Origin of the sequence: Psychrobacter lutiphocae DSM 21542 (assembly GCF_000382145.1) — a bacterium.
GTDB lineage: Bacteria > Pseudomonadota > Gammaproteobacteria > Pseudomonadales > Moraxellaceae > Psychrobacter > Psychrobacter lutiphocae.
In genome coordinates this window covers 1-23,545 of sequence record NZ_KB907662.1, presented here as the reverse complement: position 1 = coordinate 23,545, position 23,545 = coordinate 1, and the positions used below count along the sequence as shown (strand labels likewise).

Annotated in this window: 19 protein-coding genes; 11 read left to right on the top strand and 8 right to left on the bottom strand. The window is 41.3% G+C overall.

The features are described from left to right. Positions 1–544: EF-Tu C-terminal domain-related protein (locus H140_RS0111985; RefSeq protein ID WP_019673901.1), on the top strand; the 544-nt coding region annotated here is incomplete at its 5' end. Positions 545–1,024: 480 nt separating this feature from the next. After that, a complete protein-coding gene (locus tag H140_RS0111980) occupies positions 1,025–1,834 on the top strand; it encodes a 2OG-Fe(II) oxygenase (RefSeq protein WP_019673900.1) in 810 nt (269 codons plus the stop codon). Positions 1,835–2,021: 187 nt separating this feature from the next. Here H140_RS0111980 and H140_RS0111975 read toward each other — a convergent pair whose 3' ends face one another. Then, positions 2,022–2,855, bottom strand: a complete 834-nt coding sequence (locus tag H140_RS0111975) for a TrmH family RNA methyltransferase (protein ID WP_019673899.1) — start codon at positions 2,853–2,855, stop codon at positions 2,022–2,024. 352 nt (positions 2,856–3,207) lie between these two features. Further along, on the bottom strand, positions 3,208–4,230 hold the full coding sequence (locus H140_RS0111970) for a class 1 fructose-bisphosphatase (protein ID WP_019673898.1): 1,023 nt from the start codon (positions 4,228–4,230) through the stop codon (positions 3,208–3,210). 685 nt (positions 4,231–4,915) lie between these two features. On the opposite strand from H140_RS0111970, the gene H140_RS0111965 reads away from it, so the two are divergent. The 3 genes from H140_RS0111965 (at position 4,916) to H140_RS0111955 (ending at position 7,909) form a co-directional block, all read left to right on the top strand. Continuing rightward, positions 4,916–6,007, top strand: a complete 1,092-nt coding sequence (locus H140_RS0111965; protein ID WP_019673897.1) for an aspartate carbamoyltransferase catalytic subunit — start codon at positions 4,916–4,918, stop codon at positions 6,005–6,007. A gap of 254 nt (positions 6,008–6,261) precedes the next feature. After that, positions 6,262–7,413 (top strand): dihydroorotase, encoded by a 1,152-nt coding sequence (locus H140_RS0111960; protein WP_019673896.1) that lies wholly within the window; start codon positions 6,262–6,264, stop codon positions 7,411–7,413. Next, positions 7,406–7,909 (top strand): DUF2127 domain-containing protein, encoded by a 504-nt coding sequence (locus tag H140_RS0111955; RefSeq protein WP_019673895.1) that lies wholly within the window; start codon positions 7,406–7,408, stop codon positions 7,907–7,909. The genes H140_RS0111960 and H140_RS0111955 overlap by 8 nt, the downstream gene beginning before the upstream one ends. A 9-nt stretch (positions 7,910–7,918) precedes the next feature. On the opposite strand, the gene H140_RS0111950 is transcribed toward H140_RS0111955, so the two are convergent. Then, a complete protein-coding gene (locus H140_RS0111950) occupies positions 7,919–8,773 on the bottom strand; it encodes an SGNH/GDSL hydrolase family protein (RefSeq protein WP_019673894.1) in 855 nt (284 codons plus the stop codon). A gap of 776 nt (positions 8,774–9,549) precedes the next feature. Between H140_RS0111950 and H140_RS15270 the strand changes: the two genes are divergently transcribed. From H140_RS15270 to H140_RS0111935, 3 genes are all read left to right on the top strand, one after another. After that, entirely contained in the window at positions 9,550–11,139 is a 1,590-nt protein-coding gene (locus H140_RS15270; RefSeq protein WP_019673893.1) for a transferrin-binding protein-like solute binding protein, read from the top strand. 103 nt (positions 11,140–11,242) lie between these two features. Further along, positions 11,243–12,736, top strand: a complete 1,494-nt coding sequence (locus H140_RS0111940) for a surface lipoprotein assembly modifier (RefSeq protein ID WP_019673892.1) — start codon at positions 11,243–11,245, stop codon at positions 12,734–12,736. 199 nt (positions 12,737–12,935) lie between these two features. Further along, positions 12,936–14,183 carry a lipoprotein-releasing ABC transporter permease subunit gene (locus H140_RS0111935; protein WP_026349069.1) on the top strand — a complete coding sequence of 416 codons (1,248 nt, stop codon included), beginning with the start codon at positions 12,936–12,938 and terminating at the stop codon, positions 14,181–14,183. 109 nt (positions 14,184–14,292) lie between these two features. On the opposite strand, the gene H140_RS0111930 is transcribed toward H140_RS0111935, so the two are convergent. From H140_RS0111930 to rarD, 4 genes are all read right to left on the bottom strand, one after another. Beyond that, complete coding sequence (locus tag H140_RS0111930; RefSeq protein ID WP_019673889.1) at positions 14,293–15,690, bottom strand: nicotinate phosphoribosyltransferase; 1,398 nt, start codon at positions 15,688–15,690, stop codon at positions 14,293–14,295. A gap of 190 nt (positions 15,691–15,880) precedes the next feature. Continuing rightward, entirely contained in the window at positions 15,881–16,993 is a 1,113-nt protein-coding gene (locus H140_RS0111925; RefSeq protein WP_019673888.1) for a bifunctional nicotinamide-nucleotide adenylyltransferase/Nudix hydroxylase, read from the bottom strand. 357 nt (positions 16,994–17,350) lie between these two features. Then, positions 17,351–17,980, bottom strand: coding sequence for a glutathione S-transferase family protein (locus H140_RS0111920; protein WP_019673887.1), 630 nt, complete (start codon positions 17,978–17,980; stop codon positions 17,351–17,353). 278 nt (positions 17,981–18,258) lie between these two features. After that, positions 18,259–19,260, bottom strand: a complete 1,002-nt coding sequence (gene rarD / locus H140_RS0111915) for an EamA family transporter RarD (protein ID WP_019673886.1) — start codon at positions 19,258–19,260, stop codon at positions 18,259–18,261. A gap of 264 nt (positions 19,261–19,524) precedes the next feature. On the opposite strand from rarD, the gene H140_RS0111910 reads away from it, so the two are divergent. Together H140_RS0111910 and H140_RS14635 are read left to right on the top strand one after the other, a co-directional pair. Beyond that, the gene (locus tag H140_RS0111910; protein WP_019673885.1) at positions 19,525–20,361 is read left to right on the top strand and encodes a Slam-dependent surface lipoprotein; all 837 of its coding nucleotides are present in this window, start codon (positions 19,525–19,527) and stop codon (positions 20,359–20,361) included. A 148-nt stretch (positions 20,362–20,509) separates the two neighbouring features. Next, entirely contained in the window at positions 20,510–22,006 is a 1,497-nt protein-coding gene (locus H140_RS14635) for a surface lipoprotein assembly modifier (RefSeq protein WP_019673884.1), read from the top strand. A gap of 125 nt (positions 22,007–22,131) precedes the next feature. Here H140_RS14635 and H140_RS14630 read toward each other — a convergent pair whose 3' ends face one another. Further along, positions 22,132–23,271 (bottom strand): polyamine export protein PaeA, encoded by a 1,140-nt coding sequence (locus H140_RS14630; protein ID WP_019673883.1) that lies wholly within the window; start codon positions 23,269–23,271, stop codon positions 22,132–22,134. Between the two features lie 61 nt (positions 23,272–23,332). On the opposite strand from H140_RS14630, the gene H140_RS14625 reads away from it, so the two are divergent. Beyond that, positions 23,333–23,545, top strand: a 213-nt coding sequence (locus tag H140_RS14625) for a hypothetical protein (RefSeq protein WP_033427048.1), incomplete at its 3' end; no start/stop codon positions are given.

Here is a 23,545-nt window from a genome sequence, read left to right as displayed (position 1 = left end):
AATCGAAGACGTATTCTCAATCTCAGGTCGTGGTACCGTAGTAACTGGACGTGTAGAATCAGGTATCATTAAAGTTGGTGACGAGATTGAAATCGTTGGTATCCGTGACACTCAAAAAACAACCTGTACAGGTATTGAGATGTTCCGTAAGCTACTAGACGAAGGTCGTGCAGGTGAGAACTGTGGTGTACTACTACGTGGTACCAAGCGTGAAGACGTACAACGTGGTCAAGTACTAGCGGCACCAGGTTCAATCACACCGCACACCAACTTTGACGCAGAAGTATATGTACTATCAAAAGAAGAAGGTGGTCGTCACACGCCATTCTTAAATGGTTACCGTCCACAGTTCTACTTCCGTACTACTGACGTAACAGGTGCCATCACCTTACAAGAAGGTACAGAGATGGTAATGCCAGGCGATAACGTAGAGATGAGCGTAGAGCTAATCCACCCAATCGCAATGGACAAAGGCTTACGCTTCGCAATTCGTGAAGGTGGCCGTACCGTAGGTGCTGGTGTTGTTGCTAACGTCAAAGAGTAATTTGTATCAAGCACAACAACAAGATGCATTAGCATAAGCATGTGCACTTAATATAAGTAGCAGTGCTAATAAGACCGTCCTGAATAGGGGCGGTCTTTTTTTTAGCGTCAAGGGTGTGTCTTCAATTCATACAATGGCGTTTAAATGGGCTAGATATAATTGTAGTCAGATAAATGAGTTACAAGGCAACCGAGTGCAAGTACTACTGAAGTAGGCTGAACGAGGTTAACGCTGTAACTCTTCTATATGGCTGTGACTATACCATTTTGAAAATGAGGACACGCCCTAGTTGCATATCGTTACAGGCCTAGCGTAATATAATATGCATTTATCGTTAACGCGAAACAAATATAGTTAGCACTGAATAAATATAGTTAGCACTGAATAAAAAAGTTATGGCGTTAACTGTGTTTAGCAACTACTATTACTGTTATCATATAATATTGACAATATAAATTTAAATAAGCTAGGGAGTGGTCAATGAGTGCACTAAGAGCATTAGAAAAGGATTGGCAAGAGTGGGTAAAAGAAAATATCGCACGAGGAGTTTCTGTTAATAAATTAGCAGTGACCTTATTTAATAAAGGGTGGATAGATGCAGCTTACGAGCTAATTAATGATAATAGTAATAACTTAAAAGCACCTCATATCAATACATCCCATAATTATATTCAGCTGTCTGATAAAAGGGTATCAATCTCTTTTACCTGTTATAGTCCTTTTGTGGTTAGCATTGATGACTTTCTTAGTTTTGATGAGTGCCAAGCATTAATTTCGGATGCTGATAGCAAATTAAAAGCTTCGCGCGTAGTTAATCCTAAAGATGGCAGCTTTATTGAGCATAATGCACGCACCAGTACCAGTACAGGATATCAAAGAGGGCAGACAGCAGTCATCAAAACCATTGAGTCGCGTATATCTGAGCTACTACACTGGCCAGTTGATCATGGTGAAGGGCTACAAGTTCTACGTTATGAAGATGGTGGGGAGTATCGTCCTCATTTTGACTTTTTTGATCCAGCCAAAAAAAGCAGTGAAGTGGTTACAAAAAAAGGTGGGCAGCGTGTGGGTACTTTTTTGATGTATTTGTCTGATGTCGGTGCTGGCGGCGCTACACGTTTTCCAAAATTAAACTTTGAGGTTAGGCCAAAAAAAGGATCGGCCTTATATTTTGCCAATACGGATCTCAATGGTGATATTAATCCCTTAACTTTGCACGCAGGAATGCCTGTTACTGAAGGAGTTAAGTATTTATCTACCAAGTGGTTGCGTGAAAAGCCTTATGTGTAATGGAGTTGGTTTTAATCTGCTGCTGAGTGGACAATATAAGATACACTTGTCTTGGGTAGCTAGATATAATCTTCGGTTGTACACTTTGCAGCACGATTAGATTTAATTAAATAGAGCTGATTATAGCTATTATTTACCTATCAATATTCAAGGTGTCAAGGTGCAGAGTACCGACTAGGGATATGCCCTAGCTATATTGGCGTTGGCGCAATGTTTCGTACATACATAGTGCGCCAGCAATGGCGACATTTAAGCTTTCTTGACCATTAGGCTGGGGGAGGGCAACGGGTATGGCTTGCTGCATAATAGCATCACAAACGCCTTGTCCTTCATGTCCCATGACCCATGCAACAGGGCGATTTAGGTTTTGTTTATAGATGATGTTATCAGTATGCGAGCTGGTAGCATATACTGGCAAACGAATATAAGACAGCACTTCATCTGCTTCAATACCTTCGTAAATAGTCAAGCCAAATTGAGCTCCCATACCAGCACGCATTGTCTTTGGTGACCACGCTTGAGCGCAACCTTTAGTACAGATGACTGTCTTGATACCGACTGCCGCTGCGGTACGTAACAAAGTCCCCATATTACCATTATCTTGCACATCATTTAATATCAAGCAGTCAGTTGTAATCGGCGATTTTAGCTTATATAGCCTATGTTCAGGCACATCTATGATGGCCATAATATCGACACCATTGCCTAAGCTACTGATGCTTTGATACACGCTATCGCTAACAACGGTTAGCTTGTTATCCAAATGATGGTTGCTTATCTCTATTAATAAAGCTTGTACTTCAGGATGGGACAAGCCGCTATAAGAGATAATGATTTGGGTGGGGAAATGCTTGGCCTGTAATGCTGACTCGATTAAATGCACACCTTCAAGGACAGTTTGCCCAGATTTTTTACGTTGGCGTGATTGGGTAAGCAGCGCTTTGGCAAGCTTTACGGTTGGATTTTTGTCAGAAGTAATGACGGGATTGTTAGAAAATTTATTGGTGATGATGTCGGTCATTATTTACTCGTTTAAATTAAAAATATCTTAGTCTTAGCACTGGTCATGGATGGCTACTTTAGCCTCAGATCGAATAGAGAGCCTCTAATGCGATACGCTTAATTAGGCATTGCATTTGGCAGTTCGCTGACTATATTTATCTGCTGGATGTAGAGTAACACATCATGACAACAATTAGGGGCTGTATAGAGTTGATTTATTAGTTCCGTAGATTAATGCTATACACTCATCAAGCATTTAAAATTAGCATAAAAAAATCGGACTTCAAAGCCCGATTTTTTACCAGTTCTAGCAATAGTCATAACTAACAATCAAAATAATTAACAATAAACATAACTATAACGGAGTGTATTTATTGTTGATGTCGTTGTTGTACGTGTGCAACCTCATTTTTACTACCCAATACAACAGCAACACGCTGGTGAATGTCGTTAGGCTCGATGTCCATAATACGCTCTAGAGCATTGGTAGAAGCACCACCAGCACGTTCAATCAATAAGCTCATAGGGTTGGCTTCATACATCAAGCGTAATTTGCCAGCTTTGGTAGGATCTTTGGTATCCTTTGGATAGATAAAGATACCGCCTCGACACAGAATACGGTGCACATCACCTACCATGGCGGCTACCCAACGCGTATTAAAGTCCTTACCTCGAGGACCGGTTTTGCCAGCCAATAGCTCATCTATATACTGTTGCATCGGTGGTAGCCAATGACGATAATTGGAGCCATTGATAGCATATTCCTGAGTATCTGTATCAATAGCAATGTGCTTGTTGATTAATAAAAACTCACCACTATCAGGATCCAAACTGAACATTAATACGCCATCATCAATGCCCACCTGTTGCGCCAGATCTGGAGCTAGGGTAAAGGTTAAAATGACAGAGGAGGCATAGAGTAAATAGCCAGCGGCCAACTGCTCGCTACCTTTTTGTAAAAAGTCGCCATCTTCAATCTTTTCACCCAATCTAGGATGTGGCAAGAGAGAGAAGATGGTGCCAGTTGGCATATTGATATCAATATTTGATGAGCCATCTAGCGGATCAAACAATACCAATAGACTACCATCTTGATGGCCAGCTGTGGCGTGATCTAGCTCCTCACTGGCGACACCTGAACAGTGGCGGTTTGCTGTTAATGCTTCCAATAATAAATTATTAGCTATAACATCTAGTTTTTTTTGTTGTTCACCTTGTACATTTTCAGCGCCAGCTTCCCCTAAGATATCGGCCAATGCCCCTTTGCGTAGGAGCTGGGTGATTTGCTTACCAACTGTTGCAATGGTGTCAATGACGTCAGTGATTGGCTCGATAGAAGGTACTTGAGCGTGTTGTGCTTGTAGCGATTGTAAGTACTCAGTTAGAGTAGTCATGTTATTTATCCTTTAGCGATAGATAAGATAAAACACCTCAGTCTCAACGTTTGGCGTAGGCTGTATAAAAAGAATGGATAAGTTGAGAGTGTGGTAAAAAAATAAAAACTATAAAGTATTTCGTGCTACTTTTTGCAGCGTGATAAATCGGCTACACTATATAACTATAAAACATAACTATAAAACATATCTCATGACTATAAAACATATCTCACTTTCAACTCTTGGTGTCGGCTGCGACTTTAGCCCAGCATATTTGATGGCAAGTTGCATTTTGCTAAGTTAAAAGTGCCTATTGGCTGTCAGTGTTCGTAAGTTGTCAGTGTTCATAAGCGGCTAAAGCGTTGATACGCTGAGAGTGAGGTATATGTAGTAAGTTTACAGTAGCAATTACAGTAGTATAGTTGTCACTTAAACTTTGCAAAAAATTAACTGTGCAAAGTGTAGCAAAATCTAATCAAGAATTCTTGCCTTAGTTGCTTAGGAGGTACAATAGCATAGGCTAACAATACAGCAACTCTGACAATAGGTCATGTTTTTTTGGGCTAAAAGCGCTAGCCTAAAGTAATTTTTAATAAATTAAGAGAGGTCATCAACCAACACATAGAGACACGCCCTAGTAACGCTTGTCCTCTTTTATAATCCTTACTCATATTCATTTATATACAGGATGCGGATAACTACCATGACAGACTCCACTACCATGACAGACTCTAAACCAGCATCACACCAAGAAGCAAAAAGTCGCCTTGCCAAACAAGAGACTTTTGATGCTACTACCGCCAGATTGCACGCTTCATTAAGCAAGCCTCAACTCAATGAAGATGGTCATATTCGTCATTTTCTAGCCATCGAAGGGCTGAGTCGAAATCAGTTGATGACCATTATCAAAAAAGCTGAAACTTATTTTGATGACAATGGACAATTAATTAATCGTCCTGAGCTTGAAGGCCGTACCGTGATGAATTTGTTTTTTGAAAATTCTACGCGTACTCGCACAACATTTGAGGTCGCAGAAAAGCGTCTAGGTGCCAATGTGCTTAATATCGACATTGCTCACTCGAGTACGCAAAAAGGCGAAAGTTTACGTGATACCTTGTGGAACTTACAAGCGATGACGGCGGATATCTTTGTGGTGCGTCATTCAGCCTCTGGCGCAGCACACTTTATGGCGACCCAAGTGACACCTGAGATTGCTATTATCAACGGTGGTGATGGGTGGCATGCACATCCCACTCAAGCCATGTTGGATATGCTTACCATATATCGGGAAGCGCCGCGACCATTTGAAGAGCTGTCTGTGGCTATTATTGGTGATATCAAGCACTCACGGGTTGCACGCTCTGATATTAATGCATTAAGGACGCTTGGGGTGAAAGATATCCGAGTCATTGCACCGCGCACCCTGTTGCCAAAGGGTATTGAGCGTTATGGTGTAACGGTATTTGAGGATATCGATGAAGGCGTGGTGGACTGCGATGTCTTGATAGGACTGCGTATTCAAAATGAGCGTATTGGCTCACCCTTGATGGCAGGCCCTAGCGAGTACTTTAAGAAGTATGGTATCACTCCAGAGCGGGTAGCCAAAGCCAAGCCAGATGCACTAATTATGCACCCTGGTCCAATGAATAGAGGGGTAGAGATTGCCTCAAGTGTGGCAGATGGAGCACAGTCTGTCATTTTAAAACAGGTTAATAATGGTATTGCTATCCGTATGGCGGTGCTGTCACTAGCGATGCAAGGGCAGCTAGAGTACCAAGCCTGCCAGTTGGGTTAAACTCAACTTTTTTGGATTAAGCAAGATTTAGCCTATTACTGGTGAATGCACGTGTACCCCAGTTAGCACTGTATTAGGGCTTTATCACTATTTACCAAAATATCACTATTTATCAAAATATCGCTATCTACCAATATCAGACAGTAACTCAATATCAGACAGTAACTCAATATCAGACAGTAACTCAATATCAGACAGTAACTCAATATCAGACAGTAATCTTCATTTTTGGCCAATAAGAGATTGGATTTATCATGCTAAACCTACTGCCCAACACCTTTACCCAGCCCAATATTGATTCCAAACCAGATCATTGGTTACTCCCACCATTAGTTGATCTCTGTGCGCGTTTACGTGAGCCTGGTCGACAGCAGCATGGCACCTTAAAGTCCGAAGGTAGTGCTGCACGTGCCAATGGATTTTTGCATGTGGTGACACCGCCAGATACAGATCCAGTATTAGAAAATGGCCCTTTGTTAAAAGGCTTGCGTGAGCGTGCAAAACAAGACGGCGGCATTTATTTGCATGTCCTTGGCGCATTAACCGCAGGCTTACAAGGTGAGCGCCCAGCCAACGTAGCTGGTCTAAAACAAGGTGGCTGTATCGCCGTTACCAATGCAGGATATGCTTTTGCCAATGACATGGTGATGTTGCGTACATTAGAGTATGCCGCTACTTTTAATTTAAAAGTATTTTTTTATCCCAATGAGCCAAGTCTGTCAATTGGCGGAGTAGCCCACGAAGGCTATATCGCTTCATTTCATGGATTGCAAGGTATCCCTTGGCTGGCAGAAACAGTGGCTTTGTCCACACAGCTATTAATGGTGGAGGAGACAGGCATCTCCGCTCACTTTAGTCAGTTAACTTGTCGTTCATCGGTTGAGCTAATGCGCTGGGCAAAAGATAAAGGGCTACCAGTAACTTGTGATGTGGCTATGCATCAATTGCATTTAACCGATGACAGTTTAGAAGGTTATAACGCGCAAGCCTATGTGCTGCCACCACTACGCAGCAATACTGACCAAAAAGCATTAATTAAAGGCTTGCAAGATGGCACTATTGATGCGATTTGTAGTCATCATGAGCCATTAAATGATACTGCTAAGCAGGCACCATTTGCCGAAGCTACTCCTGGCATTTCTAATTTTGACACCTTTATGGCCTTGGCTTGTAAGCTGGTTTATGACCAAGTTTTGACAGTAGAGCAGCTGGTTGAAAAGGTATGCTTAGCGCCTGCTCGTATTGCTGGTATTGAGCAGCAGTATCAACAAATAGGTGGTGCGGTACTAGTCGATCCCAATTTGCAGTGGCAAGTGACAGCAGAGACTATGCTGTCTAAAGGAAAAAATACGCCATTTTTAAATCAAACCTTACAGGGCAAGGTGGTGGAGACTTACTTTGACTGAGTTATCACAGCCTAAGCAGTCAGAGGTTGAGTTACCCAACACAGTCAGCACACCTATTAAAGCAGTGACTTATTATGAGTTGCTAAAAGGGGGCGGGGCGATAGTAATTGGCCTTGCCTTATGGAGTTATCACAATCAGGTATCAACCTTTATTGATGATATCAATCATGCTTGGGTAGATCACTTTGGTAACTTATTTAGTATTCAGGTTGATAGCTTAACGCGTGTGGCACAACAAGGTGCAGAAAACTGGCAGCTGTTTTTGGCGGTTATTTTTGGCTATGCCAGTTTACGCTTTGTTGAGGCGTATGGCTTATGGCATGACAAAACATGGGCATACTGGTTTAGTGTCTTAGGTTATGGTTTGTTTATTCCACTTGAGCTCTACTATATTATCGTGCGCCCATTTGATTGGTTCAAGCTGATAGTATTTGTACTTAACTTAGCGGTGGTATATATAGTCTATCGTCAGATGCGGCGCAAAGGTTTGATTTAATTGTGCCGATTATTGATTGACTAACTCACCAGCATCTATTAAAGCTGCCAAAGTCTTAGCCAACTTTAATGCCAAAAATGAATAGGCAGTGGCGTTTGGATGGAAGCCATCAATAGCGAATAACTTATCTGCGCTCAACCCAGTATTGGCAAATTCAATAGGTAGCGCCAGTACGGTGTCATCGTCTTGGCACACGTCTATTAAAGCCTGGTTCATCACGTCTGTTTTGGCGCCTAAGAAGTTGTTTAATGGTTTGGGTATCGCTGGCATAGTTTGCATCGGTGGCACACAAGGGAAGATGATGTATTTTGCGCCAAATTTACGTTTACCCAATTCAATGATCTGTTTTAGCTGTGTTTGCCAGCGAGTGATAGAGACATTAGCGGTGGTGTCATTGACGCCGACTAAGACAATCATCACATCCACAGGTATTTTTGGTTTGGGTAGCACGTAAAGCCTGCGCAGCACATCATAGCTGGTATGACCTGAGGTGGCATGCAGTGACCAGTGGATGTGTGCAAAGTGTTGGGGTATCTCTGGTAGGCTCTGTAAATGGCGTAATAAGTGTCCAACCAAGGCTTGCTGCTGAGTCTCAACACCTACCCCAGCAGCAGAGGAGTCTCCTACAATTAGTAAGGTCAAATCTGATGGGCTTGGGTGCAATTCTGAGTGAGGGTCTTGTTGTGTCGTGTGTTCGGTCAAAGGTGGTGTGGCCGTATATGTCTGAGCCGTATGTGTCTGAGATAGGCTGACGCTACCATAGCGTTTTCCAGTTGCTTCAGGCAAGCGTAACGCAGTACGCTTGAGCGTCAATCCTTGATATAGGTATAAAGGGGCAAGGATAAGGTCTTTTGGTTGCATCATAGTCATGGTGTTTTTTATAGTGATTGAGTAGTAACTGGAGCGTGTCATTTATAATGTGTAAATAGCTATTATTTATATTTAGAATCGATTATCATTAGGGCAAGCCTACGATTTGTATCAGTGTACGAGTTGAACATAAGCTATCTATCAATGAAAGACGCACCCAACTTAAAGTGTAACTGTAATAAAAGTAGAGATAAAACAATACTGTCATATAATCCTGCTACTGTATATAAGCTGAACATCCCTGTTAATAGTTAATAGTTTTGATCTATTGACTGATGGGTGAGCCAAATGGCGACTATACTATATATTATAGGGATTTATCCAATATTATAGGGATTTATCCATAGTCAGGTTACGGTGATATGTAGCCAATTATTAATATGGTCAATATAGCATAATTAAGGCCACGCACATTTTTAATTAAATTTATCATTTAGGCTTGTGACGTGGTTAAAGTTAGAATATAATGCATTCATTAGACATTGTAATTAATGTGTTATATATAGGTAGCAATGTGTAATATTTTTATGGTGTTGTATCTAATATAATGCTATAAACTACAAGCAAAAAGTGACTATGAAGCTGACTTAGTTTATTCACACTTTGTTTGTTGACACTTTGTTAATAGGTTGCTACTCTATTATCAGTAAGATTGTAACTATATTTGTTTAGCGTGGTAATAGCTAGACAGTATGATATTTTGTGAAACTGGCTGTAATCACCAGTAATAAACGTTTCCAGAAGGGAACAAAACTGAAAGAGGTAAGAATATGCAAATGAAATATCTATCATTGGCACTCGCTGCAGCAGTAGCTACAACTGGTCTAACTGCATGTGGTAGCGATAGCCACGATTATTGGGTACCACCAGCTGGTGATCAAACTCCACAAACCCCTGAGACTCCAGAAACTCCAGAAACTCCAGAGACACCAGAAACTCCTGAGACTCCTGAGACTCCAGAAAATCCAGACGAACAAGTACCACCTGCAAATCCAGGTGAAACGGTTGATAACCCAGGTGAAGCCGCTGAAGCCGGTAACCGTGCACAAAAATCATCAGTAGTGGGTCAGCAGTATATTCGTGGTACAAACTCTGAGTTTGATAACACCCCTGGAACTAATGACAAAGTAGCCAACCCAACGCATAATGCTAACTCAACAGTTGTAGGTTTTGTTCCTTTACAGAACAAAGCTATGAACAACATTGTTGTAGCAAGATATGCTGATGATACTAATAAAGTTAATGGTCAGCCAAATATTGTTAAGTACCTATTAGGTTCAAACCCTGTAGCTAACCCAACAACTAAAGATGATAACTCGCTACAAAGCGTAAACGCATCAGAAGTAAATGGTGGCACTGTTGATCCACTTGTGACTGTTACTAAGACTTTATCAAATGAAACTGGTGCTTTGCCTGCGTATGTTGTAACTGGTGAAGAAACTGAATTCAAAAATTACAATAACTCTAACGTTACAGGCACGCCATCTGAAAGAGGTAAAGCCAATATCTTTGGTCACCTATCTCAAGTAGAAGAAGGTACTCATAACAGTCATCGTTATCTAGTTAAAAATGCTGAAAATGGTGCAGACATTGCATTGACATCAGGTGCAGCTACTGAAAATAATGAACATGGCTTTAGAGTTGAGCCATTAAAACTAAATAATGTTCAGTATGGTCGTGTAACAGGTAACTTAGAAGCATTAGTTAGCTCAGATATTAAAGGCAAGGCATATAAAGTAGCTCAATTTGCTGACAAAAACTTTAATGGTAATATAGCCCAAACTGATGTTTACTTCTATCGTGGTCTAGGTGAAACTTCACTAGCGCAGATGCAAGCATTAGCTGCTAAAGGTGGTAAATATCAATACGCTGGTCATGCACTAATGTATGGTATCGATAATACCTACTTAAATGATGGCGATACAGGTGGTGAGTCTAACTCAGTTGCCTATGGCAAAAACAGTGCAGCAGTTGGTAACTTTGTACAAGCAACTTATGATGTAGATACCCAAACGGTAACTGGTTCTATCTACAACATCTGGGATGTTGACACTGATAAAGCTGATAACTTTAAGCGTCAAGATTTAGTGACCTTCAATGGTGCAGTAGTAGGTAACTCTATCGCTGGTTCTGCTGACCGTGTATATACCGCAGATAATGACAATGCGTCATTCAAAGGTAGCTTCTACGGTGCCCAAGCCCAAGAAATGGGTGGTGCGATCAACTCAATCAAAACCACACCTTATGGTGAAAGTGCGTGGGGCGGTGTATTTGGTGCTCAACAGCTTCCAAAATCAGCACCACTACCACCTGTAACTCCACCAGATCAACCAGTTCCACCAATTAACTCTGTTGAGTAATCAGACGGTGTTTAATTTATAGAATTAGTTGTATGAATTAAAAAACGACCACCCTGTGTGGTCGTTTTTTTAACTGGCTATAAAATTTAATACTGGAGAAATTATGCAATATTCTCAATATACTAACGTATATCGCTCTATATTGATTGCACTGGGGATGATATCATGCGTAAGCTTTGCCGCTGACGAGCCACTAGCACCACAAGATCACTCAGTAGAAGCCTATCAAAATATTACCAAAGCTGTAAGTCCCCGCGAAGATCAGCGCCTATCAACCGACTTACCTTCAAACCAAACCACACCTCGAATGACCAAAGAAGAAAGCAAAGCCTATCTTCAACAACATCCAGACGAGTTTGAACAACTATTGGCTATGATGTTGGTTCAAGGCAATGCCGAAGCTTTAGAAGAGTTATTACCTTTGTATCAACAAGTTCCAAATTATGATCCCTCTGTGATCGACTGGGGTAATGCCCTTATTGCGGCAAATAAAGGCAATCTAGATGAGGCGATCACGCTATATCGTAAGATTAATGCGCAATTACCTGATGTCGATATTTTACGCTTTCAGATGGCAATGGCATTGTTTAATAATCAGCAGTTTGAGGCGGCACAATCCGAGTTTGAAAGACTGCGTAGTGGCACCACATCAGAAGCTGATATTGCTGTCATCAATAAATATTTAGAGGCGATTAGTAAGCAAGATCAGTGGGATTTCTATGCCTCTGTATCTTATCTAAACGACCAAAATATTAATAACTCACCAAAAGAAGGTACTAGGCTGGTTGGTGATGATGGTTCGGTAGTTACTTATACAGCACCAAGAGAAAAGGGCAAAGGCTTAAACTACTATGTCAGTGGTGATAAAAAATGGCGTAGGGATAATCGACTATTTACAGCGCTACATTTAAATAGTTTTGGTAAATACTACTGGGACAATAAAAGTTATAGCGATGTCACCGCTGGTATTGGCGCAGGTATCGGTTATCAAAATGCCAAAACAGAAGTAGAAATCGGTCCTTTCTTTAATAAACGCTGGTATGGCCAAGGCCGTAATGGTGATGACAAGCTACATACTTACGCAGATACCGTAGGGGTGAAGTTTAATCTAAATCAGTGGTTAGGTAAAAACTTACGTTACCAAGGTCTATTGCGTTATGGAGATACCAGCTATATTGATAAGTATCAACATAACGATGGTAAAGACTTGCTACTTGCTAATACCGCTATTTATTTTCCAAATGGCCAACAGTTCTGGATATTTGGGGTAGATTATTCTAATAAGACTGCTGATGACAAATCTTTAGCTTATGATCGTAAAGGATTGCGCTTAGGGTGGGGACAAACATGGCCAAAAGGCTATTCTACAAAAGTTGACGTAGGATATGCACGCCGTGACTATGATGCAGAAGACTTTTTTGGTATTCAGCGCAAAAATGATGAGTATAGTGCTGGTATTTCATTCTGGAAGCGTGACTTTACCGTGTTAGGATTGACACCTCGTCTTGAGCTAGACTACTTCAAAGTCAACAGTAACTCGCCTTTTGAAGAATATGACAAAACCAACGTCTCTGTTGAGCTAACCAAAACATTCTAACAGCAGTTGGATGTTAATTAAGCAAGTACCATGCTAGTATTTCGATGGTAAGATGACAATACAAATATGACTTTTGTTTGTTATATTTTATTGTTATCTCACCCTTTATAATATATATGATATTGCCCTTTACACTTGGTTTTAGGCTTTCTGTCTCAGGCTTTCTAATACTTCCCAAACTACTCTCTAGGTCTCATAGATGCGAAGATCTTTACCCACTTTTATTGCATTAAGATTTATGCAATCCAAAAAATCCAATGGTTTTTTATCATTTATAACATGGATATCCATGTTTGGATTAATCTTAGGTGTTGCTGCTCTCGTGGTGGTTACCTCGGTGCTAAATGGGTTTGAGCAAGCATTGACTACCCGTATTCTAGGTATGGTGCCTCAAGTATATGTAGTAAGTGCTGATGGTGTAGATGATTGGGAGAATTATGCCCAACAAATACGCAGCAGTGATAGCAATGTCGCAGGGGTTGCCCCTTTTATCAATACTCGAGGTATGACTCTAATCAATGGAGAGCTGCATGGTACAGTCATCAATGGCATAGATTATCAGCAGCAAGCAGAAGTTTCTATCTTACCTGAAATGATGATAGAAGGCAGTATAGACAGCCTTCAACCCAATCAACATAATATAGTGTTAGGTAAGACATTAGTCGATGAAAGAGGGCTCAAGCTTGGCGATAAAATTTCGATTATGTTGGTTGTGCCTAGCAGCTCGGCGGCAGGGGTTCAGCCAAAGTTCTACTCTTTTCAGCTATCTGGTGTGTTTAGCGTCAGCAAAGAGCTAGATTCATGGATGAGTTATATCAATATCGAGGATGCAACAACTATTTTGGGGACCTCTCATAATGTCGGCGGTCTAAGACTAAGCCTCCATGACATTATGGACGCTAGAGGTAGCGCCGAAAAAGCGAAACAAGTGTTTGATAGTGCAGGGACTGCAAACACAGTGATCACATGGAATGATACGCATCAAAGCTTATATGACAGCATTAAGACTCAAAAGACAATGATGTTTTTACTGCTATTCATGATTGTTGTGGTGGCAATCTTTAATGTTGTTTCGGCATTAGTGATGCTAACTACCGAAAAAAAATCAGCAATTGCTATCTTAAAAACATTTGGTGCAACCAAAAAAACTATTGTAAAAATATTTATGACACAAGGTATTGTTATCGGTGCTATGGGTACAGTAACAGGCTTGATAGTCGGTGTGGGTATCAGCTTGGTAGTAGGCAGTGTTTCTGCATGGGTGAATACCACATTTAATCTTGGCTTGTTTGATAACTACTTTGTTTCATCTTTACCATCAAAAATTGAGCTTTTAGACCTGATCTTAATTGCGTCAGTCAGTATGTTCTCTTGTATTCTAGCTTCAGTATATCCAGCGCTTAAAGCCGCCAACAACCACCCAGTTGCAGCCTTAAAGCATGAGTAGCACGGGCGGTATGGACACTGTCAAACTAAAAATACATCAGCGAAGATAATAAAGCATCAAACCTATACAGTCCTACTCAGCTATTAGCAACTAATTTGATCACTTGATTTTACCAACCAGCTCGCTGACGAATAGTGGTTAAATCATCATCAACCAGTAGCTTACCATCAACAAATACATCCTGTAATAGATTGTCAGACGCCTGTGTTAAAAGATCTTCTTTGACCGTTTTAATCTGGCCTGAGCTGTCTTTGATTAATGCCAGACGTCCTTTTTTCGAGCGTTTAGAGCGGCTGGTAATAGGATCCTTGAAGATGTCATGCCACTGACCGTCTATTTGAATAGCACTGGCTTTCATCGCCCAACTCATGGTATCACGATTGACTTGTTGTAATAGTCCACCGCCCATACCAAAGGTGACATTGTCAGCACTATATCCCGCTTTCATGATGGTATCGAGGATTTTTCCTAGACTCTGGGGGTTGATACCATCCCCTTGAATTAAGCGCACACAGTCAGGTAAGAGACGATAGCCTTTGCTATTGATAGTGTAGCCAAACTTTACTGCTAGGCGTTCAAGGGCTTCACGCACTACTTTGGCAGGCTCGCCACTATCAGGTCGAATAACCAGTGTTCCTCCCATGGTTTCCACTTTTTCTTTTAATTCTTCGCCCCATATATTATCAATGGCATTCCATAAGTCATAACTGTCAGAAACGACAGCAACGATATTATCCTCACCACCAAACTGTTCAAGCATATTGGCATAGGCGTCACGCTCACGCTCACGTCCCCAAGCTGTCATGGTGCTGTGCTCGGCTGCTGGAATTGAAAAGGCGGGCATCTCTTTTTCCATACCATACCAGCGACTGGCTGATACCAAGGCGGTCATGCTGTCAGTCCCTGAAAAGTTGACTAAGTGAGCCAAGCTACCCAAGGCCACAGACTCCATACTTGAAGCGCCACGTGCACCAAAATCATGTAGCTTAAAAGGTAGTCCTGAGGTGCTATCAGCAGACTTCTTTAAGGCAGAGTGGATGATTTTTTTACAATAAAAGGATAGGCTTGCAACTGTGGAAGGGTACCATATTGCACGTAATAGAGCAGTCTCTAAGTAGCTTGGTAACCAATAAAACTCAGGGTCAGTATTGACAATTTGACACACCACATTTGAGGCGGGAGCGACAGTACCCTCTGGCACTGCTTGAATGCGCACAGGTAGCAATCCGCCATGCTTTGTAACCAGTCTCTCCCAGCCTGAGCGGTTAAAAGGCAGTCCATGAGCGGTCACCATAGTTTCAGCATCATCAATATCAGCTTGAGTGATGGGGGATAATAGATATTCTTTGATAAAGGCTTGAAGACCAAAAAACAAAACATCATAATCACCTCGACGGGCTTCAACATAGCTTGACATATATTGACTGCCAGGGGGATATTGCAACCAGTGTGACGTCTTATAACTGTCTGAATTTAATATTAAGTTTTTTAAGTTATTGCTGTACATGTCCTTATCCCTTGGTAGTAAGTGCTATGGCCTAATGTTTATTAAAGTCTGGTATTGATAACAAATTGCTCACTTTCAACTCTTGGTGTAGGTTGTTTCTATTGAGTTCTAACTCTAATAAGTTGAGAGTGGGGTAATAAATATAATGGTTATAACAAGTATGGAGTTGAGCACAGATATGCTACAAGGCTTATAAGCCAACCATTTTAATGATAATAGCATAATGATCCTCAAACATCTTTTTGGGATCTAACTCTGCCAGTGGCAACCAAAATGCTTTTAAAGCATCATCACCCCCTTTAACTTCAGGGAGTCCTCTTGGGTCATTTTTTAAATGAAAGAAATAGGCTTGGGTGATTGTGCGTCCACGTGCTGAGCGATAAGGGTCATCAAAGGTATGCTGGCTGTGACGAGATCGGCGTAAGGCAAGGTCAGAAACCTGTAAATTGGTTTCTTCTCTAAGCTCACGAATACAGGCATCAAATAAGGTTTCGTCTTGATCCAAAAAACCACCAGGTAAAGACCACAATCCTCGTCCTGGTAAGTTTCGACGCTCAACAAGTAAGATATGACCAGACTGGACAACCACAGCATCCACTGTCATAAATGTCGGTGGGTAGGGGGTGTTTTGCCATTGTTTTTTGAAGTCGTCAATAAACCAAGCTTCTTCTTGTAGGTATTGATACTCTTCTGTTTTTTTGAATCTATCAAGCACAATGCGAGAAGCGTCAGGTATGCGCTCAGGCGTGGGTGTTGCGCCTAATAGATAACTATCCCGAATGGGAGTCGATGACAAGTTATCATGATTTGACACTGAGATGGATTGCCAATAAGGAAATAAGGATAAATAATAAGAGGAGCTGTCTTTGGAGTGTCCAATTAAAGCAATATCTTCTTGTAGATCACCTGTGACCGAGCGCACAGATTTCTGTACATATTGTAGCCAGCGGGTGTCATTATATAAGGCATCATCTAAACCAACACAGTAAATACGTGAGGCTTCATGCTTTGGGTAGGCGCCAGTAATCATTTCCGCCCGTTCTTCAACAGTAAACGGGTTGCGTAAGCTACGAGGTAGGTTAGCTGAACCAATTAATATAATAACCTTATCAGCACGATTTAAGGCGGTGTCAATGACTGCCTTATGTCCTAGATGAAAGGGCTGAAAGCGACCGATGAATACCAAGTATTTATAGCGCTCAGTAGCTGGCGGAGTAATAGTTGATTGAGTAGTTGCTTGTGTGTTGTTATGCTCAGTTTCTTTACTGATATCGATCACATCGGTTTCAGATAACGCACTCATTAAAGTCGCTCCTACAAATAACAAAAATATGAAAGGCTATATTGACACATATTGGGTGTTTATATCAATTAACAATTTGCAATGAGGGTGGCGGGTCAACAGATAACAAGGCAGAGCAAAAACTAAGCTCCATAAACTAAGCTCCATAAACTAAGCTCCATAAACGAACCTCCATAAACGAACCTCCATAAACGAACCTCCATAAACGAACCTCCATAAACGAACCTCCATAAAAAAAGCCCCTTTCATAAAAAGAGGCTTATTAATGCAGTGTGCTTAAAACAGTGTACTTAAATTATACCCCTGATTGCTGATTACCCACATCAGAGTGGGTTTATGAGTCACAATCAATGTAGCTTATAAAGAATGAATTTTCTCTAAACCCTCTTGACGTAAAACTTCAGTGACAGACTCATCTGATTCGATACGTGCAATAAATGGATTGAGGTTTTCATAAGCAGATAAATCGAGCTCGAAGTTTTTTGACCAGCGCAAGATTACGTAAAGATATACATCAGCAGTGCTTTTGGTGCCGGTTAAGTAGTCTTTTTCGCCCAGATGCTGGTTGGGATACTTTAATAAGTTAACAATTTTTTCTTTTGCTTGAGCGATTAAGGCAGGCTGTGCGCTTTCATCTTTAATAAAGTTGGCTGGACCAAATAAAGGCGCAAACGCTTTGTGTACGTCTGAGTTCAAAAATGCCAACCAGTGATAAGCGTAAGCCAAATCCGCTGGAGTGTCGTCTTTGCCGAAGATGTGAGCGTTCGGGTAGCTGGCATTAATATAGGTTTGCACTGCTAAGTTTTGTGAGATGACGGTGTCGCCATCAACAACAGCAGGCACAGAGCCTTGAGGGTTAATGCGTAGGTATTCTTCTGACTTAACGCTGGCACGATCTAAGATTTCTAATTGATAGTCAGCGCCTGCCCACTCAAGTGCAGTATGAGGAACAAAAGCGCAAGTACCTGGCAAGATATATAGTTTCATAGCGTTATCCTTATTGATTTTATAATGTATTTGTGATTCTAAGCGAGTTTATAAGTAGTGAGTTTCTAAGTTTAGAATTTATAAGTTTATAGTTGATAAATTTAGAGCTGGTAAACTTTAAAACGTATCCGTTTGAAAGTGTTAAATAAACCCATTCAAGCTTAGTGTTTTTTTAATGCTTATAATACTTAGTAAGCTTTCAAGGCTTAGTGTATTTCGGCTAAGCTGTGATTTCAATTTCATTATGTGACGTTAAGTGTGTGCTATGTAGTCGAGGGTTAACTTACTCGAGCACCTTTTTGCCATTGGTTACGATTGCGGCGGTTGGCGCGTATCTGAATGATGGCATGCAGTAATAAAAAACCTATACCGAGCCAAATCAGCCCATAACTAAAGAGCATCGCCGGCTCAAAGGGATTGCCCAAGACGGTGACTGCCAATAAGAACAGGACGGCTGGCTCAAGATAGCTCATCATCCCAAACACATTGACAGGTAGCATGGTACTGGCATCTAAGTTGGTCTTTAATGCTAACACGCTAATCACGCCTAAGCTGATGACCAGAGCGATATATCGAAGTGAACTGGTGGCAATATCGATACTTTCAGGAGAAATAAACATTAAGTAATACAAGGCGATGGGTAAGAATAAGGTCAGGTCTACCAGCATGCCAGTCATAGCTGTCACCCCTTGCATTCGGCGCATAATATAATAGATGGGATAAGTACCACACACCCAGAGCGTCGCCCAAGATACACTTTGGGTACGCATCATCTCTATACCAATGCCAAGCATCGCAAACAGTACCGCCAGCCATTGTAAGCGGCTTAAGCGTTCACCGAATAAGACAAAGCCAAATAACACCATCATTAAGGGGAATAAAAAATAGCCCATTGCCACTTGTACGCCTTGATCATTAACAGGCGCCCACATAAACAGCCACAGCTGACTAAAAAATATTGGGGTTGGTAATAACAGCCAAACGAGCTGCTTTGGGGTATTTAATTGGCGCAGCTTAGACAGATGCTGCTTTAAGCGTCCGCTGGCTAATAAAAAACCCACCAGAGCCAACCACATGGTCAGTAAGCGCCAAATAAAAACTTGGGTTCCCGTCAATGGCTGTAATAAGGTGCTATAAAAATATAGCATCGCAAATAGTAAGTTAGAAACAACCGCAAGGATAGCGCCTAGAAATAGGGTCTGTTGCTGTGGGTCTTGGCTTGACCAAAAGGCAGCAAATGGCAACCGTGAGTGCTGGTGTTTTGATGTGGATTCAGACATGGTTGGGCGCATCTTTAGGTGTGTTTGAGGGGCTGGCTAATTACGCTTAGCAGCCAGTTTGAAATTATATTTTATTATATAACAAATAGTTAGGCTTAATGCGTTATCACAGTAATTGTCTACTGAATTAAAGTATGTTACACTTTTTTACATTAAAGAAAACCTACTTAATGATTAATATTTTATTAATCACTAAGTAGGGGGCTTCATCAGTGTTTTTAGCATGGAAGCTTTTACTATTTTAATAATTTTGGATGACATACGATGAACAATATAACCAAGCTGGCTGTTAGTTTAGCAGCGACCTCTCTTTTAGCGGCTTGTGGTAGCAGTGGCTCTTCAGGCTCTGGCTATAATTATAATACCAGCACCACAGTGCCAAGCAGTTCAGAAGCCAGCACACCGGCGAAGCCTGATACATCTGTACCATCAAAGCCTGATACAGTTGCCCCGTCAAAACCAGATATTGTAGCCCCAGCGCCAAATAATGCAACTGGTCACTACCTAAAAATGTCTGGTGCTAATAATGCCAAAACCAGCACTCAAGGCGATCTAAATACAACAGCGCTTGATGAAGTGGTGATTGATGGTCATACCGTTACCATTATGCGACCTAATATTTATGCAGGTAATTGGACTGTTTTTGGTGATACCGCAACTTGCTGTGGCAAAAATATGAATAGCAAAATTGGCTATTCCAAAGCCGATAATGGCACAGACAGCTATATGTTCTACAACGGCAAGCCAACAACGGATATGCCAGAAAGTGGCACTGCGACTTATAAGGGCAGCTTCTTATATGATGGCGTCAACAATAAGTCAGATCGCTTTGTTACTGCCTCAGCAAGTTATGTTGCTGACTTCTCTAAAAAGCAGCTAACTGGTAAGTTAGTCGCTGCTGATAAAGACTTAGCTATTGATGTAAATAGTAAAATCTCAGGCAACAGCTTCAGCGGTACAGCAACTTCGTCATTAGACAGTGCAGCAGGTCAGGTGAATGGTAAGTTTTACGGACCTAAAGCAGCTGAACTGGCAGGTATGATTGAAGGTAATAAAAATGGTCAGGTTGAGTGGCACAGTGTCTTTATTGGTAAGCAATAAATTGATAATGGCTGTCAAAATAGACAGTTAGCCATATGCGATTAACCATATGCAACTAACCATATAAATGAAGCTTAAAACGTAAATTAAGCAAGTCAAAAGGCCACTCAGTTGTGAGTGGCTTTATTTTATCTCGTGAGATCTTACGATGGATGTAAGAAAATACCCAATCTTTGTTGGTATTATTGTCACTAACCTTGTTGGTTGTGCAGTCGCTTATGCACAGTCGTCCTCACCATCGCAGCGTTATGATGACATTAACGATATCGTCTTACCTCAACAGCAGCTTGCTATTGAAAATAAAGCAATTATTGCACAAGTAGAAGAGGCCAACCAGCAGTCGCAATTGGCAGCCAATCTCAGTAGTGCTGACGATCAAGCGCCACTATCGCTTAGTCGTGAGCAGTTACGCGATTATCCAGATATTGTGGTACGTGCTTTAATCCCAGCGCTGGCGCAAGATGATGCCAGTACTATTCAGCTAATATTATCTGCCTACAAACAACAGCCAGATGCAGACCCAGATTTCGTTCAGTGGGGTGAGGCCATCTTGGCGAAGTCCGCAGACCAGTACGCTCAAGCCATCGATACTTATCGTTATCTAATCAGCCAGCATCCAGAAGTTTTTGCTGTTCGTTTTCAATTGGCGCAGTCGTTATATCTTAATCATGAGGATGAGGCGGCCTACGATCAGTTTGAAAAATTGCGTGCTCAAAACTTAGATCAAACAACCGCTGAGGTTATTACCGCTTATATTGAGCGCCTACAAAGTCGGCAAAGCTGGTCGGTTGATGGCGGTATTAATTACGTCAAAGATAAAAATATCAATAATGCGCCCAAGGCGAATACGGTGTTTGGCAACTGGAAGGCATGGGATGCCCAAAGCGCAGAAGGGGTGGATTACCAGTTTAGTGCAAATAAAAAGTGGCCATTAACCAAAGGCTATTTTAGTAAGCTATCAGCCAATACCTTCGGCAGTCATTATTTTGATAACAGTAGATATAATGAGGTGACAACACGCCTTGCAACGGGTGTTGGCTATCAAAATGCCAAAGTTGAAGCTGAGGTGATGCCTTTTGTTAGTCAGCGCTGGTATGCTAATAATGATAAACAAAAATTAGCACCATTTTCTCGCAGAGCAGGTGTTCAGCTTAACGGTAGATATTGGTTAAGCAATCAATTACAGACCACCAATACGGTTGAGGTTGCTCGCCAGCTTTATAAAGAGCGCTCGCATTTAACCGGCGAAAGCTATTTTTTAAGTACAGGGCTGCTGTATATTCCGAAAGCGACTCAATATTGGTTTGGCAATATAAACTATTACCGCAATAATGCAGATGCGAAGGATGATGCCTTTAATCGTTATGGTGTCCGTTTTGGTTGGGGGCAAGAGTGGCAGCATGGCATATCTACCATAGCCTCAGTAAATCTTGCCAACAGAGACTATCTGGCGGCTGGACGCTTACTGGATAAACGGCAAAAAAATGATGAAATGAGCGTTGACCTCACAGTTTGGCATCGCAATGTGCACGCGCTAGGGTTCACACCACGGTTAACTTTTAACTACGAAAAGGTAGACAGCAACCATCCTTTTTACACCTTTGATAAAAAGAATGTCAGTATTGGATTGACCAAACAGTTTTAATTGGGTCGCTGGCAGGTAGTTAATTCCTGCTGGCAAACTCTTGTTTTGCATTGACAAATTTAATTGATAAATTGATAAGCTGATAAAAAGTGATGATATAGGTCGGTCACTATTCCTCAGAGTCATTACACCTCTTGTTCGTTATCTGCCTTAGTTGCTACCTTAGTCACCAACAGTTGATTAATCTTAACATTCTCTGTATCGAGAACCTCAAACTTATAGCCAGCGTGCTCAATAACATCTGTTTTTTTCGGAATTTTGCGCAGCATATACATCATAAAGCCACTGATGGTTTCATAATGTTCTGACTTTGGCAGGTTGACGATACCAAGGGTACGGATAACATCGCCAATTGGTGTCATACCATCGATTAACCATGAGTTTTCGGTACGCTGCACGATAGGCTGCTCATCCATCGTCACCAGCTCACCCATGACAATACTCATCACGTCTTTTAGAGTAATCACACCTACAACTAAGGCGTACTCATTGACGATAACCGCAAAGTCAGTGCCTGTGGTTTTAAACGTTTCAAGCACATCAAACAAGGTGAGGGTGTCTGGAATAAATAAGGCGGTGCGTAAAATATTTTGATCCGTGAGGCGCACCTGCTTTTGTTGTAGCACTTGTGCCAAATAGGTTCTGGATTCAACATAACCCAAGGTTTGCTCCAAATCATCTTCAAGACAGACCAAAAACTTGTGATGTGGCTCACGCATCATAGTTTCGATAATCACTTCATCTTTTTCTAAAGAATCAAAGTAGATGATATTTTCACGTGTGGTCATGACTGAGGTAACTGTACGCTCTTGCATCTCAAAGATATTAGCGATTAGGTGGTGTTCTTGTTGTTTTAATACGCCAGCTTCCGCACCAGCATCCATCACCGCATAGATGTCCTCTGATGTCATATCATCTTGACGAACCGTTGATATGCCAAACAGCTTAAATAATAAATCTGCTGCACCATCAAATACCCATATAATAGGCTTGAAGATGAAAATAAGCATCATCATAGGGCGAATTAAGCGAATAGCAATAGGCTCAGAAAATGACATGGCAAAACGCTTAGGCATAAGGTCTGCAAATAAGACAAATGTTCCTGTTACAAAAATAAAGGACAGTGTAGATGCCAAGGTTTCATTGCCTATGAGTGCGACTAAATAAGGACTAATCGCTGACTCACCGATAACGCCAGATAAAATTGCGACCGCATTTAATAAGATCTGCACCACAGTAATGAAGCTACCTGGGTTTTCTTGCATGCTAATACCAATTCCAAGAAATAATATATAATAAATTATTATTTACTATTACGACGCCAGTATGCCAAAAATAACGCCTAGAAATCATAAGTTAAGTGATCACGACTTTCTGAAGCTATCAAAAGTTGAATCTAAACCAAGAGCACGGGTCAAACTGCTTATATTACATCAACTCAGTCAAAACAAATCCTTAGAAGGCATAGGTAAAGACTTTGGCTATCATCCTCAAAGCATAGGTATCATCAGAAAGCACTACTGGCTATATGGTCTTAAA